This window comes from Microbacterium sp. NPDC055502 (assembly GCF_053643635.1).
The window spans coordinates 152,021-165,821 of the sequence record NZ_JBSHKJ010000002.1 but is presented as its reverse complement, the minus strand read 5'-3'; the positions used below and the strand labels follow the sequence as shown (position 1 = coordinate 165,821).

Annotated in this window: 15 protein-coding genes; 7 read left to right on the top strand and 8 right to left on the bottom strand. The window is 69.7% G+C overall.

The annotated features are described in order from the left end of the window. Positions 1-25: 25 nt before the first annotated feature. Together ACWH95_RS11790 and ACWH95_RS11785 are read right to left on the bottom strand one after the other, a co-directional pair. On the bottom strand, positions 26-271 hold the full coding sequence (locus ACWH95_RS11790) for a zf-HC2 domain-containing protein (protein ID WP_136032923.1): 246 nt from the start codon (positions 269-271) through the stop codon (positions 26-28). Next, the gene (locus ACWH95_RS11785) at positions 268-930 is read right to left on the bottom strand and encodes a sigma-70 family RNA polymerase sigma factor (protein ID WP_136032921.1); all 663 of its coding nucleotides are present in this window, start codon (positions 928-930) and stop codon (positions 268-270) included. Before ACWH95_RS11785 ends, ACWH95_RS11790 begins: the two co-directional genes overlap by 4 nt. A gap of 73 nt (positions 931-1,003) precedes the next feature. On the opposite strand from ACWH95_RS11785, the gene aroA reads away from it, so the two are divergent. The 3 genes from aroA to bcp are packed head-to-tail and all read left to right on the top strand — an operon-like array spanning position 1,004 to position 3,873. Continuing rightward, positions 1,004-2,320 carry a 3-phosphoshikimate 1-carboxyvinyltransferase gene (gene aroA, locus ACWH95_RS11780; protein ID WP_136032919.1) on the top strand — a complete coding sequence of 439 codons (1,317 nt, stop codon included), beginning with the start codon at positions 1,004-1,006 and terminating at the stop codon, positions 2,318-2,320. 2 nt (positions 2,321-2,322) lie between these two features. Next, a complete protein-coding gene (gene rsgA, locus ACWH95_RS11775; RefSeq protein ID WP_136032917.1) occupies positions 2,323-3,390 on the top strand; it encodes a ribosome small subunit-dependent GTPase A in 1,068 nt (355 codons plus the stop codon). 9 nt (positions 3,391-3,399) lie between these two features. Beyond that, a complete protein-coding gene (gene bcp / locus ACWH95_RS11770) occupies positions 3,400-3,873 on the top strand; it encodes a thioredoxin-dependent thiol peroxidase (RefSeq protein WP_206251464.1) in 474 nt (157 codons plus the stop codon). Between the two features lie 18 nt (positions 3,874-3,891). On the opposite strand, the gene ACWH95_RS11765 is transcribed toward bcp, so the two are convergent. Next, positions 3,892-4,278 carry a hypothetical protein gene (locus ACWH95_RS11765; protein ID WP_136032913.1) on the bottom strand — a complete coding sequence of 129 codons (387 nt, stop codon included), beginning with the start codon at positions 4,276-4,278 and terminating at the stop codon, positions 3,892-3,894. 229 nt (positions 4,279-4,507) lie between these two features. On the opposite strand from ACWH95_RS11765, the gene ACWH95_RS11760 reads away from it, so the two are divergent. Continuing rightward, on the top strand, positions 4,508-4,756 hold the full coding sequence (locus tag ACWH95_RS11760; RefSeq protein WP_017203224.1) for a WhiB family transcriptional regulator: 249 nt from the start codon (positions 4,508-4,510) through the stop codon (positions 4,754-4,756). A gap of 60 nt (positions 4,757-4,816) precedes the next feature. On the opposite strand, the gene ACWH95_RS11755 is transcribed toward ACWH95_RS11760, so the two are convergent. Continuing rightward, positions 4,817-6,301, bottom strand: coding sequence for a sensor histidine kinase (locus ACWH95_RS11755; protein ID WP_136032911.1), 1,485 nt, complete (start codon positions 6,299-6,301; stop codon positions 4,817-4,819). Positions 6,302-6,325: 24 nt separating this feature from the next. Then, positions 6,326-6,712 carry an Rv3235 family protein gene (locus ACWH95_RS11750; protein WP_136032908.1) on the bottom strand — a complete coding sequence of 129 codons (387 nt, stop codon included), beginning with the start codon at positions 6,710-6,712 and terminating at the stop codon, positions 6,326-6,328. Positions 6,713-6,839: 127 nt separating this feature from the next. On the opposite strand from ACWH95_RS11750, the gene ACWH95_RS11745 reads away from it, so the two are divergent. Continuing rightward, on the top strand, positions 6,840-7,451 hold the full coding sequence (locus ACWH95_RS11745; protein WP_454120696.1) for a hypothetical protein: 612 nt from the start codon (positions 6,840-6,842) through the stop codon (positions 7,449-7,451). Here ACWH95_RS11745 and ACWH95_RS11740 read toward each other — a convergent pair. Continuing rightward, positions 7,439-7,717: a helix-turn-helix domain-containing protein gene (locus ACWH95_RS11740; protein WP_136032904.1), complete on the bottom strand. Its 279-nt coding sequence runs from the start codon at positions 7,715-7,717 to the stop codon at positions 7,439-7,441. The genes ACWH95_RS11745 and ACWH95_RS11740 overlap by 13 nt on opposite strands. A gap of 97 nt (positions 7,718-7,814) precedes the next feature. Here ACWH95_RS11740 and ACWH95_RS11735 point away from each other — a divergent pair, with 97 nt between their 5' ends. Continuing rightward, on the top strand, positions 7,815-8,435 hold the full coding sequence (locus ACWH95_RS11735; protein WP_206251465.1) for an SAF domain-containing protein: 621 nt from the start codon (positions 7,815-7,817) through the stop codon (positions 8,433-8,435). After that, positions 8,435-9,712, top strand: coding sequence for an AAA family ATPase (locus tag ACWH95_RS11730; RefSeq protein WP_454120695.1), 1,278 nt, complete (start codon positions 8,435-8,437; stop codon positions 9,710-9,712). The genes ACWH95_RS11735 and ACWH95_RS11730 overlap by 1 nt, the downstream gene beginning before the upstream one ends. Here ACWH95_RS11730 and ACWH95_RS11725 read toward each other — a convergent pair. Both ACWH95_RS11725 and secA read right to left on the bottom strand, forming a co-directional pair. After that, a complete protein-coding gene (locus ACWH95_RS11725; protein ID WP_136035790.1) occupies positions 9,603-10,829 on the bottom strand; it encodes a pyridoxal phosphate-dependent aminotransferase in 1,227 nt (408 codons plus the stop codon). The two genes, ACWH95_RS11730 and ACWH95_RS11725, sit on opposite strands and share 110 nt — an antisense overlap. A 69-nt stretch (positions 10,830-10,898) precedes the next feature. Further along, entirely contained in the window at positions 10,899-13,703 is a 2,805-nt protein-coding gene (gene secA, locus ACWH95_RS11720) for a preprotein translocase subunit SecA (RefSeq protein WP_136032896.1), read from the bottom strand. Positions 13,704-13,801: the final 98 nt, after the last annotated feature.

The window sequence follows — 13,801 nt, the reverse complement described above, 5'->3', positions numbered from 1 at the left end:
CGCCGCCGACGCGCGAGCGGGCCGGTCAGTGCTGCGCGGCCTGCACCTCGCGCAGGCGGGCGAACACCTGGTCGCGCAGCTCCTCGGGAGCGGTCTCCTTGCAGGCGCGTGCCACGACCTCGGTGAGGGTGGTGGCCACGAGCGCCTCGTCCCGGCAGGACGGGCAGTTCTCGAGATGCTCGCGGATCTCGGCGTGCTCGGTCTTGCACACCTCGTTGCGGAGGTACTCCTCCAGATCCTGACGGGCCTTGTCGCAGCCGCAGTCGCTCATTTCGTGCTCCTCGGTTCAGCCGCGGCGATGCCTCGCTCGGCGGCATAGTCGGCCAGCAGCTCCCGCAGCATCCGCCTGCCACGGTGCAGACGGCTCATCACGGTGCCGATGGGGGTCTTCATGATGTCGGCGATCTCCTGATACGCGAAACCCTCGACATCCGCCAGATACACCGCCAGCCGGAAGTCCTCCGGGACGGCCTGCAGCGCATCCTTCACGACAGACGCTGGCATGCGGTCGATCGCCTCGGCTTCCGCGGAGCGACTGTGCGAGGCCGTGGTCGACTCGGCGCCGCCGAGCTGCCAGTCCTCGAGCTCGTCGATGGTGCCCTGGAACGGCTCGCGCTGACGCTTGCGGTAGATGTTGATGTACGTGTTCGTCAGGATGCGGTACAGCCAGGCCTTGAGGTTCGTGCCCTGGGAGAAGGTCGACCACGACCCGTACGCCTTCACGAAGGTCTCCTGCACCAGGTCGGCGGCGTCCGCCGGGTTCCTGGTCATACGCATGGCCGCCGCGTACAGCTGGTCCATGAAGGGGAGCGCCTGCTCCTCGAACTCGCGTCGAGGGTCGCCGACGGTGTCTGCGGTTGCGGTGTCATCCATCACCGGCCAGTCTAGGCCGCGGAGGTCGATCACCTCGCGCTCCAACGTCGCGGGCATGCCCATCCCTTTCCTGCCTCGGGTGGCGCCGCTTCTCACGATGACGGCGTCCTGTTTACTAAGGTGAGAACCGATGAGCGCCAAAAGGTATTCCCCCTCCCGTGTGCAGGGCGCCTATCCCGCGCCCACCACCGACGCGCCGGTGCGCGCCGAGCTCACGATCCCCGGATCGAAGTCTCTGACGAACCGTGAGCTCATCATCGCGGCGATCGCCGACGGTCCGGGGCGTCTGATCGCCCCGCTCCACAGCGACGACTCCCAGCGCATGATCGAGGCCCTGCGCGCCCTCGGCGTCGGCGTGGAGGAGGTCGACGGCGGTCACGAGTTCGGTCCCGATCTCGTCGTCACCCCGGCGAAGCTACACGGCGGTGTCACCATCGACTGCGGTCAGGCGGGCACGGTCATGCGTTTCATCTCCCCGCTCGCGGGTCTCGCCGAGAACGACGTGCACCTCACGGCCCACGAGACCGCGCTGCATCGTCCGATGGGCGGCCTGATCAGCGCCCTGCGCGACCTCGGGGTCGACATCGACGACGAGGGCACCTGGGCGCTGCCGTTCACTATCCGCGGGCACGGCCGGATCCGCGGCGGCCGGGTCGAGATCGACGCCTCCGCCTCGAGCCAGTTCGTGTCGGGCCTGCTGCTCGCCGCCCCGCGCTTCGATGTCGGCCTGCACCTCGTGCACACGGGCGAGCGGCTGCCGAGCCTGCCCCACATCGACATGACGATCGAGGCGCTGAGCCGCCGCGGCATCCGCATCGAGCGACCGGCCGTCGGCGAGTGGCTGGTCGAGGCCGGCGTGCCGCGTGCGAAGGAGATCGCGATCGAGCCGGATCTGTCGAACGCCGCGCCGTTCCTCGCCGCCGCGCTCGTCACCGGCGGAGCGGTGTCGATCACCGGCTGGCCGGCGCACTCGACGCAGCCCGGCGCGCTCCTGCCGGAGATCCTGCAGAGCGCCGGCGCCCACGTGTCCCGCCACGGTGGCACCCTCACGGTGCGCGCGGGCACGAGCATCCGCGGCCTCGACATCGACCTCTCCGCGGCGAGCGAGCTCACGCCCACGCTGGTCGGTCTCGCGGCATTCGCAGAGTCCCCGACCACGATCCGCGGCATCGGGCACATCCGCCTGCACGAGACCGACCGCATCGCGGCGCTCGTGGGAAACCTGCGCGCGCTGGGCGGCACCGCCGAGGAGCTTCCCGACGGCCTGCGGATCGTGCCTTCCCCCCTGCGCGGGGGTACGTGGCCCGCGCACCACGATCACCGTATGGCGACGACGGGGGCCCTCATCGGACTGCGGGTGCCCGGCGTCGAGATCGATGACATCGGCACGACCGCGAAGACCCTCCCGGAGTTCACGATGCTCTGGGAGCGGATGCTGCGAGGCTGACGGTGAGCTGGCTCGACGACACCGACCTCGACGACGACTTCGAGGAGTACGACGAGAGCGCGATCCGCACGCGTCCGAACCCGAAGGCGAACCGTCCGCGCACCAAGCGCCGACCAGCGCACGAGGACGCCCAGATCGGCCGCGTGCTCGGCGTCGATCGTGGACGCTATTCCGTCCTCCTCGACGAGGGCACGGCCGAGGAGCACACGATCACGGCCGCGCGCGCTCGCGAACTGCGGCGCACGCCGATCGTGACCGGCGATCAGGCTCGCGTCGTGGGCGACACCTCGGGCGCCGAGGGCACGCTCGGGCGGATCGTGGGCATCCTCGACCGCACGTCCCTGCTGCGCCGCAGCGCCGACGACACCGACCAGGTCGAACGCGTGATCGTGGCCAACGCCGACCAGATGCTCGTGGTCGTCGCCGCCGCCGACCCGGAGCCGAGGGCCCGCCTGGTCGACCGCTACCTCGTCGCGGCGCTCGACGCGGGCATCCGCCCGCTGCTGGTCGTGACGAAGACCGACCTCGCCGACCCCGCGGAGTTCCTCGCCCACTTCGACGGCCTCGACCTGCGCGTCTTCACCAGCGCACGCGACGAGATGCCCGTCGCGGAGATCGGCGAGGCGCTGGTCGGCCACTCGACCGTCTTCGTCGGTCACTCCGGCGTCGGGAAGTCGACGCTCGTCAACGCGCTGGTCCCGTCCGCCGGCCGCGCGACGGGTCACGTCAACCAGGTCACCGGCCGTGGGCGCCACACCTCCTCGTCGACCGTGTCGCTGCGCTACGAGGGTCCGGACGGCACGGGATGGGTCATCGACACTCCCGGTGTGCGCTCGTTCGGCCTCGGACACGTCGATCCCGCCAACATCCTGGCGGCGTTCACGGAACTCGCCGTGATCGCGGAGAACTGCCCCCGAGGCTGCACCCACCTGCCCGATGCGCCGGACTGCGCCCTCATCGAGGCCGCGGAGCGCGGAGAGCTGAGCGAGACGGGCCGCGCGCGCCTCGACTCGCTGCAGCGCCTCCTGCAGACGTTCGCCGACAAGGCGGAGCAGACTCCCGGCCGATAAAGTGGACGGGTGACTGAGCGCCTGGAACCCGGTACTGCCGCCCCCGACTTCACCCTCCTCGACCAGGACGGGAACCCCGTCTCCCTGGCCGACCTGCGCGGCCGCAAGACCGTGCTCTACTTCTACCCCGCTGCGATGACCCCCGGGTGCACGACCGAGGCCTGCGACTTCCGCGACAGCATCTCGTCGCTGCAGGGTGCCGGCTACCAGGTCGTCGGGGTCTCCCGCGACGACCCCGCCACCCTGACCACCTTCCGCGAACGCGACGGTCTCACGTTCCCGCTGCTCAGCGACCCCGACCACGCGGTCCACGAGGCGTACGGCGCCTGGGGCGAGAAGATGAACTACGGCAAGGTGGTCGAGGGCGTGATCCGTTCGACCTTCGTGCTCGACGAGGAGGGCGTGATCACGCTCGCGCAGTACAACGTGAAGGCCACGGGCCACGTGGCGCGACTGCGCAAGCAGCTCGGCATCGACGCGTGAGCGTGGCGCCGTGGGGCGTCACTCCGCCCCGCGGCGCTCGCCTTCGCGTCGCGCGCTGGAGATGAGCAGCGCGAAGCCGACGACTCCCGGAACCGCGAGTCCCAGCACGAACGCCCACGGCACCGGCTGCACCGTGAGCGATCCCAGCGCCAGGGCGACCGCGAGCACCTGAGCCACCACCCCGCCGGAGCGCGCCCATGACCGCCCGGTACGCGTCCCCACGGCGAACGCGACGAGGGCCGCTGCGCCGATCAGGGTCAGCACGATGAGCGCGATCGCGGTCGTCGATGACGCCGCGTCCCCCGCACCGAGACCGGCCACCTCGATCGCCGCGAACACGACGAGCGCGGCGGCTTCCAGAGCGAGCACCGCGGACGCGGCGAGGGCGATTCCCGGTGCGCGCACGGGGTCCTCCTGGGGGTGCAAAGCAGAGAAAACCCTTGATTTCAGGGTGTCCATGTAACAGAATAGAGAAAGTCATGTGCTCCCACAGCGGCGTGGGGCGAACGTTCGCGTTCGCATCACAATCGGCGGGCATCCGCCCGCATCTCAACAGGGTAGCGGAACCCGAACCGCCGCCCGAATCGAGAAGTCGCATCGCGACATCTCATGAAATCCACACCGAGGAGCCCCCATGGACTGGCGCGATAAGGCCGCCTGCCTGACCGTCGACCCCGAGCTTTTCTTTCCCGTCGGCAACACCGGACCGGCCGTCGACCAGATCGAGAAGGCCAAGACGGTCTGCGCCACGTGCACCGTCACCGAGATCTGCCTGCAGTACGCCCTGGAGACCAGCCAGGACTCGGGCGTCTGGGGCGGCCTGTCCGAGGACGAGCGCCGCGCACTCAAGCGCCGCGCCGCCCGCGCCCGCCGCGCCTCTTGACGACTTCGAAGCGGCCTGAGATCAGATCTCAGGCCGCTTCCGTCTGTCCGGTGTCCGCGTTCAGCGCTCCAGCCATCGCAGCGGGATGTCGATGACCACCTCGGTGCCCTCACCCTCGCTGCCGCGCCACTCGATCGACCCGCCGAGCTCCCCCTGGATGAGCGTGCGGATGATCTGCGTGCCGAGGCCCTGACCGACGCGCCCCTCCGGCAGCCCGTGGCCGGTGTCGCGCACGGTGACGCGGAGGTTGTCCTCGGTGCGCTGGGCGTCGATGGTCACCGAGCCCTCCTGACCCGCGAGCCCGTGCTCCACTGCGTTCGTGACGACCTCCGTCAGCGCGAGGGCGAGCGGCGTGGCGTACTCGCTCGGCAGCACCCCGAAGCGCCCCGTCGACTGCGTACGCGCCCGGGTGTTCGGCGCGGACGCCACCTCTGCGACCAGCTTGAGGACCCGATCGAACACCTCGTCGAAGTCGACCTTCTGGGTGAGTCCCTGGGCCAGCGTGTCGTGCACGACGGCGATCGCGTCGACCCGGCGCATGGCCTGCGTGAGCGCGTCTCGGGCCTCGTCGGAGTGCGTGCGACGCGCCTGGATCCGTAGCAGCGACGCCACGGTCTGCAGGTTGTTCTTCACCCGGTGGTGGATCTCCCGGATGGTCGCGTCCTTCGTGATCAGCTCCTGCTCCTGATGCCGCAGTTCCGAGACATCGCGGCAGAGCACGATCGCGCCGATGCGGGTGCCGTGGTCCTTCAGCGGGATCGCGCGCAACGAGACGGTCACACCGCGCGCCTCGATGTCGGTGCGCCACGGTGCGCGGCCGGTGACGACGACCGGCAGCGACTCGTCGACCTGCCGCGAGGGCGGTACCAGCCGGGTCGTGACCTCCGCGAGCGATTCCCCCTCGAGCTCGTCGTCGAATCCCATGCGGTTGAACGCCGAGAGCGCGTTCGGGCTCGCGAAGGTGGTGATCCCGTCGACGTCGATGCGGATCAGGCCGTCGGACGCACGCGGCGCTCCGCGACGAGGTGAGGTCGGTGCGGCCGGGTCGGGGAAGCTGCCGTCCGCGATCATGCGGAACAGGTCGTTCGCGCACTCGTCGAACGTGATCTGCTGCCGCGACGGCGTGCGGACCTCGCCGAGGTTGGTGTGGCGGGTCACGACCCCGATGACGGAGGGCGCCACGTCGTCGCCGCGGCGGGTGATCACGATCGGAACCGCCCGCACGCGCGTGGGCGTCTCCTCGAACCAATCCGGCGAGGAGGAGTCCACGATCTCCGCCGACTCGAAAGCGCCCTGGACCTGCGTGCGCCACTGCGGACGAACACGCTCGCCGACGATGTCCCGGTAGAACAGCGTCGCCGCGCCGCTCGGACGGGCGTGGGCGACGGCGATGAAGGACCCGTCCTCCGTCTGGATCCACAGCACGATGTCCGCGGAGGCCAGGTCGGCGAGAAGCTGACCGTCACCGGCAAGACGGTGCAGCCACTCGATGTCGTCGTCGGTCAGAAGGCCCTGGGTCTGGGCGAGGTCGCTGAGGGTTGACACCTACCCAGCCTAGGCCGCACCGCCTCAGAGGATGGCCAGCGACGTCGCCCGCCATCGTCGATCGAGCCCTTCGAGTCGCACCGCGACCGCCCTGGTCCGTCCGGGACCTGCCACGACGACGACCGCTTCGATCACGCCGTCGACCGGCTCCGTGACCCGGAGCGAACGGATCACGAACGTCGGTCGCGCCGGCGGCACACCCCGCGCGCTCCTCGCCCGTGCCGCCAGGTTCGAACGCACGACCAGACTCCGGTACGCGTCCTCGCTGAACCATCGCGCGAGCTGATCGATCTCCCGCACACCGGCGAGCACTTCCAGGACGCCGTGCGTGAGACGGCGCAGCAGCGGTGCGGGATCGGGAAGCTGACGCGTGGGCGTCGGCTGCGGGGCGAAGTACTCGTGAAGCATCATGGCGAACTCTCCGGTCGGCGGACGAACGGCGACAGTCGAGCACGCGCGAGCACCCGCGCGGGGGCGATCAGCGGAACTATGTGGATAACTCGTACATCCGACCCGCGCTCCCCCTACGCTCTGTCGGGTGCACTGGGACCGCCTCTTCGACGACCTCGAGAGCCAGCTCGCCTCGGAGTGGGAGGCGGAGCGCGCCGCGCTGGATGCGGAGTCCGAGCGGCTCCGCATCTCCCGACTCGACCTGCACTCGCGTCTCCGGAAGCTCTGCGCCGCCGACGCCGACGCGGTCGTCGACCTGGCGGACGGCCACCGGCTTCCGGTGACGCTCCGATCCCTCGGCGTCGACTGGATCGCAGCGGTCTCGCGGGTACCGCAGGAGGCGAGGGCTGCCGCGTCGGCCCTGCTGATTCCCCTCCCCGCGATCACGGGTCTCGCCGTCGACCACGGCGCCATGCTCTCCAGCCTCGACGAGCATCGGCCCGCCGAGCGCACCCTCCGCGAGCGTATGCCGATCGGCTTCGTGCTGCGCGACCTCGCGCGACGACGCGTACCCGTCCACCTGACCACACGACACGGAGACGACGTGCACGGCACGATCGATCGCGCCGCCGCCGATCACCTCGATCTGGCGCTGCACGACACCGGGGAGTCGCGGCGAGCCGCTGCGGTGCGCGGGTTCCGCATCGTCCCGTACGCGGCGCTCGTCGTCGTGCGCTTCTCCGGCGATCAGCGCGTGTGAGCCGCGGACGTTCCCCACACCTCGGGGAAGCTCGCGGTCTGCGACTGACGCCACAGCGCCATCCTGCGTGCCTCTTCCGACTGCTCGGCGAGGTACCCCTCGATGCTGGCCTCCTCCACGCGCCAGCGCGCGGGCGAACCCAGTTGCGCGCCGCGCAGTCGCCCCTCGTGGATGAGGCCGATCACCTCGGCCACGTCGATGCTCAGGAGCTCCGCGACCTGCGCGGGAGCGAGGAACTGCGGTGCGGGGGTCGGAGCGGGTGTCATACCCACATTCTGGTCGAGGGGCCACCGACGGAGGCGGGTGTCCCGCGTATGTGGATAACTCCGCGAGCCCTCTCCGCGGTTCTGTGACGATATCGCCATGGCTTCCCACTCGCGTCCGCGCCCGGCTTTCCGCGCCGACCTGCGCTTCCTGGTCGGCATCGCCCTCGTCGTCATCTCGATCGCCGGGGTATGGCTGCTCGTCGCGGCATCCGACCGGACCGAACCGCTCCTGCAGGCGCGGCGGACCATCGCGCGCGGCGAGGTTCTCACCGCTGACGACTTCGAGGTGGCCCAGGTCAGCATCGGCGCACTCACGGATCGGTACGTGGGTCCAGGTCGGCTCGAGCCGGGGCAGATCGCGCGGCGCACCCTCACGAAGGGCGAGCTGCTCCCCCGGTCCGCGGTGGCCGACGAGAAGGACGACCGCACCACCACCGTCGTGATCGAGACCACGACCGCGATCCCCGATTCGATCGGCCCCGGCGCCGACGTCGAGGTATGGCAGGCGCCCGCGAGAGACGACGGCAGGACGTTCGACGCCCCGCGCGTCCTCGTCGGCGACGCGGTGGTGCGGACGGTCCTCGAAGACGACGGCATGCTGGCGGAGAGCGGCACGAAGGTGGAGATCGTCGTCGACCGGACCGACGTCGCCGACGTGCTCGCGGCCGCCACCGGGGGCGCCGCGCTCTCCGTGATCCCTGTCGGTGCCGGATCGTGATGGTCCTGGTCGCGCTCCCGAAGGATCGGGCGGACCAGCTCGCCGCCGAGCTCCTCCTGGAAGGAGTGGACGCGGTCGCCATCGATGGTCCGTCGAGCGTTCGCGAGCATCTTCACGCCGGCGTGGATGCGGTGATCGTTCCCGCCTCGCGAGACGCCCTGACTCCGGACCTGATCGCCGCATGTGACCGGGCGGGTGTCCGTATCGTGGCGCTCGGCGATTCCGACAGTCGTCTCCTGGCACGACTCGGCCTTCCGTCGGCGCTGCGCACGGACGCCCCCGGTTGGGAGGTGGCGGCAGCGCTCCACGCGGAGGCCTCGCCCGCCGTCGCCGAGACGCCTCGGAGCGCCTCCCCGAGGATCATCGCGGTCTGGGGGCCCCAGGGAGCTCCCGGCCGCTCGACTGTCGCGATCCAGTTGGCCGTGGAGCTGGCGCGCACGGGCCGCCGCACAGCGCTGCTGGATGCGGACACGGTCGCTCCCTCGCTCGCGCTTCTCCTCGGGCTCGGCGACGACGCCCCGGGAATCGCCGCTGCCTGCCGCCGCGCGGAGACCGGGGCACTCGACAGCGCCGAGCTCGCCAGGCTGGCGGCACGCGTCGGCGCGGGCGGTGCGGAGTTCGACGTGCTGTGCGGCATCAATCGTCCGACTCGCTGGCCCGAACTCTCGGCGCATCGACTCCACGTCCTCCTCGCGGCCTGCCGGGAGTGGGCGGAGGAGACGGTGGTCGACGTGGCAGCCGCGGTCGACGCCGACGACGAGGCGACCTACGATCTGGTCGGCCCTCGCCGCCACGCGGCAACCGCGGCGACCCTCGCCGAAGCCGACCGGATCGTGGCCGTCGCGGCCGCCGACCCGGTCGGCATCAGCCGCTTCCTCCGAGACCACGCCGAGGTCCGCCGACTCGTCGGCTCCACGCCCATCACGGTGGTGGTCAACGCCGTACGCCCCGGGCCGCTCGGCATTGACGCCCGGGGACAGGTCCGCCGGACTCTCGAACGGTTCGCCGGGATCACCGACATCGTCTTCCTGCCGTTCGACCAGCGCGCAGCAGACGCGGCCCTGCTGCACGCGCGGCCCATGGCCGACCTCACACCGCGTTCCGCCCTCGTCGCGGGGGTGCGTCGACTCGCGCTGTCGCTCTCCCCCGCGCCCGCCGTCGCCGCGCCTACTGGCGGTAGCTCGAGAGGAAGTTCCCCAGTCGCTCGACGGCTTCGCTCAGCACTCGCGGCTCTGGCAGGGTCACCAACCGCAGGTGATCGGGGTTCGGCCAGTTGAATCCGGTGCCCTGCACGACCAGGATGTGCTCCGACACCAGCAGGTCGTACACCAGCTTCGCGTCGTCACGGATCTCATGCACCTCGGGGTCGAGACGCGGGAAGGCGTACAGCGCCCCCTGGGGCTTCACGCACGTCACCCCCGGGATCGCCTCCAGGCCTTCCCATGCGATGTCCCGCTGCTCGTGCAGGCGACCGGTCGGCGCGATCAGCGCATCGATCGACTGCACCCCGGAGAGCGCCGCCTGCACGGCGTGCTGCGCGGGCACGTTCGGGCACAGCCGGGTCGACGCCAGCAGTGTGATGCCCTCGATGAAGCCCTTCGCATGGTCCTGCGGCCCCGTGATCACCATCCACCCCGAGCGGTAGCCCGCCACGCGATACGTCTTCGAGAGGCCGTTGAACGTGAGGCACAGCAGGTCGGGCGCGAGGGTCGCCGTGGGGATGTGCACCGCATCGTCGAACAGGATGCGGTCGTAGATCTCGTCCGACAGGATGAGCAGCTGATGCTCCCTGGCGATCTGCACCAGGCCCTCCAGCACCGCGCGCGAGTACACGACACCGGTCGGGTTGTTCGGGTTGATGATGACCATGGCTTTGGTCCGCGGCGTGATCTTGGACCGGAGATCTTCCAGATCGGGCTGCCAGCCGTCGTTCTCATCGCACACGTAGTGCACCGGCGTGCCACCCGCGAGGCTGGTCATGGCGGTCCACAGCGGATAGTCGGGCGTCGGGATCAGCACCTCGTCGCCCTCGTCGAGCAGCGCCTGCATGGTCATGGTGATGAGCTCGGACACGCCGTTGCCGAGGTACACGTCGTCGGGGTCGAACCGCGGGAAGCCCTCGACCTGCTCGTACCGGCTCACCACGGCGCGTCGCGCGGAGATGATGCCCTTGCTGTCGCTGTAGCCGTGCGCCGTGGGAAGGGCTGCCAGCATGTCGTGCACGATCTGATGCGGGGCGTCGAAGCCGAAGATCGCGGGGTTGCCCGTGTTCAGCTTGAGGATCCGGTGGCCCTCTGCCTCCAGTCGCGCCGCCTCGACGAGGGCGTTTCCGCGGATCTCGTACAGGACGTTCTTGAGCTTCGACGACTGGTCGAAGGTGCGCGATGGTGTCATCGATCAAGCCTACAGGGACGAAAGGAGGGCCAATCCGCACGGACTGGCCCTCCTCTCACCCTGCTCGGGTCACTTCTTCTTCTTGCCCTGCGCCCGACGCTGCTCGCGGTTGCCGGCGGCCGGTGCGGGGGCCTCGGTGCGCTGGCCGAACGCGCCGCGCGGCGCCTCCTCCTCGGGGGCGGACGGGGGTGTCTGCGCCCGTGCGGCCGCCTGACGCAGACGGTCGGTCGCCGCCTGCTGCACCTGCCCGCGGTCGTTGCGCACCTCGACCTCGCCGGCGTCGTTCGCGGCGGAGTACTCCAGTCGCTGCTCGCCCCCGTCGGTGGCGAGGCCCTTCGCCTCGACCTCCGCGGTCTGCGCATCGCCGACGCGGCGCACCTCGACCTCGAGGTTGTAGAGGTAGCCGACGGACTCCTCCTTGATCTGCCCCATCATCGACTGGAACATCGCGTACCCCTCGCGCTGGTACTCGATGAGCGGGTCGCGCTGGGCCATGGCGCGCAGGCCGATGCCGTCCTTCAGGTAGTCCATCTCGTAGAGGTGATCGCGCCAGCGGCGGTCGAGCACCTGCAGCACCACACGGCGCTCCAGCTCACGCGTGGCGGCCTCGCCCAGCGACTCCTCGCGCTTCTCGTACGCGATCTTCGCGTCGGACAGCAGCTCGCGCGTGAGACCCTCCGCGGTGATCCCGCCCTTGCGGCCCGCAGCCTCCGACACGACCTCGTCGATGGTCACTCCGACCGGATAGAGCGTCTTGAGCTCGGTCCACAGCGCGTCGAAGTCCCAGCTCTCGTTGTGACCCTCGCCGGTGTGGTCGCGCACGACGCCGCTGATCGCGTCCTCGATGAAGTGCTGCACCCGGTCGGCGATGTCGTCGCCCTGCAGGATGTGGCGACGGTCGGCGTAGATCGCCTCGCGCTGCCGGTTCAGCACGTCGTCGTACTTGAGGACGTTCTTGCGCATCTCGGCGTTGCGCGCCTCGACCTGCGACTGGGCGCTGCGGATCGCGCGGGAGACCAGGCCGGACTCGATCGGCACGTCGTCGGGGAAGTTGGTGCGGGCCAGGATCGCCTCGGCGGCTCCGGACTGGAACAGGCGCATGAGGTCGTCGGTCAGGCTGAGGTAGAACCGGCTCTCGCCCGGGTCGCCCTGACGACCGGAACGACCGCGGAGCTGGTTGTCGATACGACGGGACTCATGCCGCTCCGTGCCGAGGACGTACAGTCCCCCGGCCTCGATGACCTTGGTGGCCTCCTCCGCGACCACGGCCTTCATGGCCTCGTAGGTCTCGTCCCACGCGACCTCGTACTCGTCGGGGGTCTCGACCGGGTCGAGGCCCTTGGACTTCAGTTCCTGCACCGCGAGGAACTCGGCGTTGCCGCCGAGCATGATGTCGGTACCGCGACCGGCCATGTTCGTGGCGACGGTGACGGCCCCCAGGCGGCCGGCGCGCGCGACGATCTCGGCCTCACGCGCGTGGTTCTTCGCGTTCAGGACCTCGTGCTTGATGCCCTTCTTGGCCAGCAGCCGCGAGAGGTACTCGCTCTTCTCGACGCTGACCGTGCCGACGAGCACGGGCTGGCCGGCGGCGTGCCGCTCCGCGATGTCCTCGACGACCTGGGCGAACTTCGCCGTCTCGTTCTTGTAGACGAGGTCGGACTGGTCCTTACGGATCATCGGCCGGTTGGTCGGGATCGGGATGACGCCGAGCTTGTAGGTGGACATGAACTCCGCGGCCTCGGTCTCGGCCGTACCGGTCATGCCGGCCAGCTTCTCGTAGAGGCGGAAGTAGTTCTGCAGGGTGACCGTCGCGAGCGTCTGGTTCTCGGCCTTGACGGGCACGCCCTCCTTGGCCTCGATCGCCTGGTGGATGCCCTCGTTGTAACGGCGGCCCACGAGGATGCGTCCGGTGTGCTCGTCGACGATCATGACCTCGTCGTTCATCACGACGTAGTCGGTGTCGCGCTTGAACAGGGCGAGCGCCTTGATCGAGTTGTTGAGGAACGAGATCAACGGAGTGTTCGCCGACTCGTAGAGGTTGTCGATGCCGAGGTAGTCCTCGACCTTCTCGATGCCCGGCTCGAGCACACCGACCGTGCGCTTCTTCTCGTCGACCTCGTAGTCCACACCGGCCTCGAGCGTGCGGGCGATCTTGGCGAACTCCGCGAACCAGCGGTTCGCCTCCCCCGAGGAGGGTCCGGAGATGATGAGCGGCGTCCGGGCCTCGTCGATGAGGATCGAGTCGACCTCGTCGACGATCGCGAAGAAGTGCTCGCGCTGGACGAGATCCTCCTTGCGCCAGGCCATGTTGTCGCGCAGATAGTCGAAACCGAACTCGTTGTTCGTGCCGTAGGTGATGTCGGCGGCGTACTGCTCGCGACGCACCGCCGGAGTCTGCCCGGAGACGATGATGCCGGTGGTCATGCCGAGGGCGCGGTACACGCGTCCCATCAGCTCGGCCTGATAGTTCGCAAGGAAGTCGTTCACGGTGATCACATGCACGCCCTTGCCGGCGATGGCGTTGAGGTAGGCCGGGAAGGTCGCGACCAGGGTCTTGCCCTCACCGGTCTTCATCTCGGCGATGTTGCCGAGGTGGAGCGCCGCGCCACCCATGATCTGCACGTCGTAGGCGCGCATGCCCAGGGTCCGCTTGGCCGCCTCGCGCACTGCCGCGAAGGCCTCCGGCATGAGCTGGTCGAGGGTCTCCCCCTTCTCGTACCGCGCGCGGAGCTCCGCCGTCTCGTTGCGGAGCTCGTCGTCCGTGAGCTCCGAGATGTCGTCTTCCAGGGCGTTCACGGCCTTGACCACCTGATTGAGGCGACGGATGATGCGTCCTTCACCGGCGCGCAGCAGCTTCTCAAGAGGATTGGCCACGGATGTCTCTCCCTGTCATTGGGTCCTTGCCGGCCGCCGAGAGGCGATCGCCAGGCATACTTTGCCATGTTACCGGTCTGTGACCTGCGCGTCGCCTG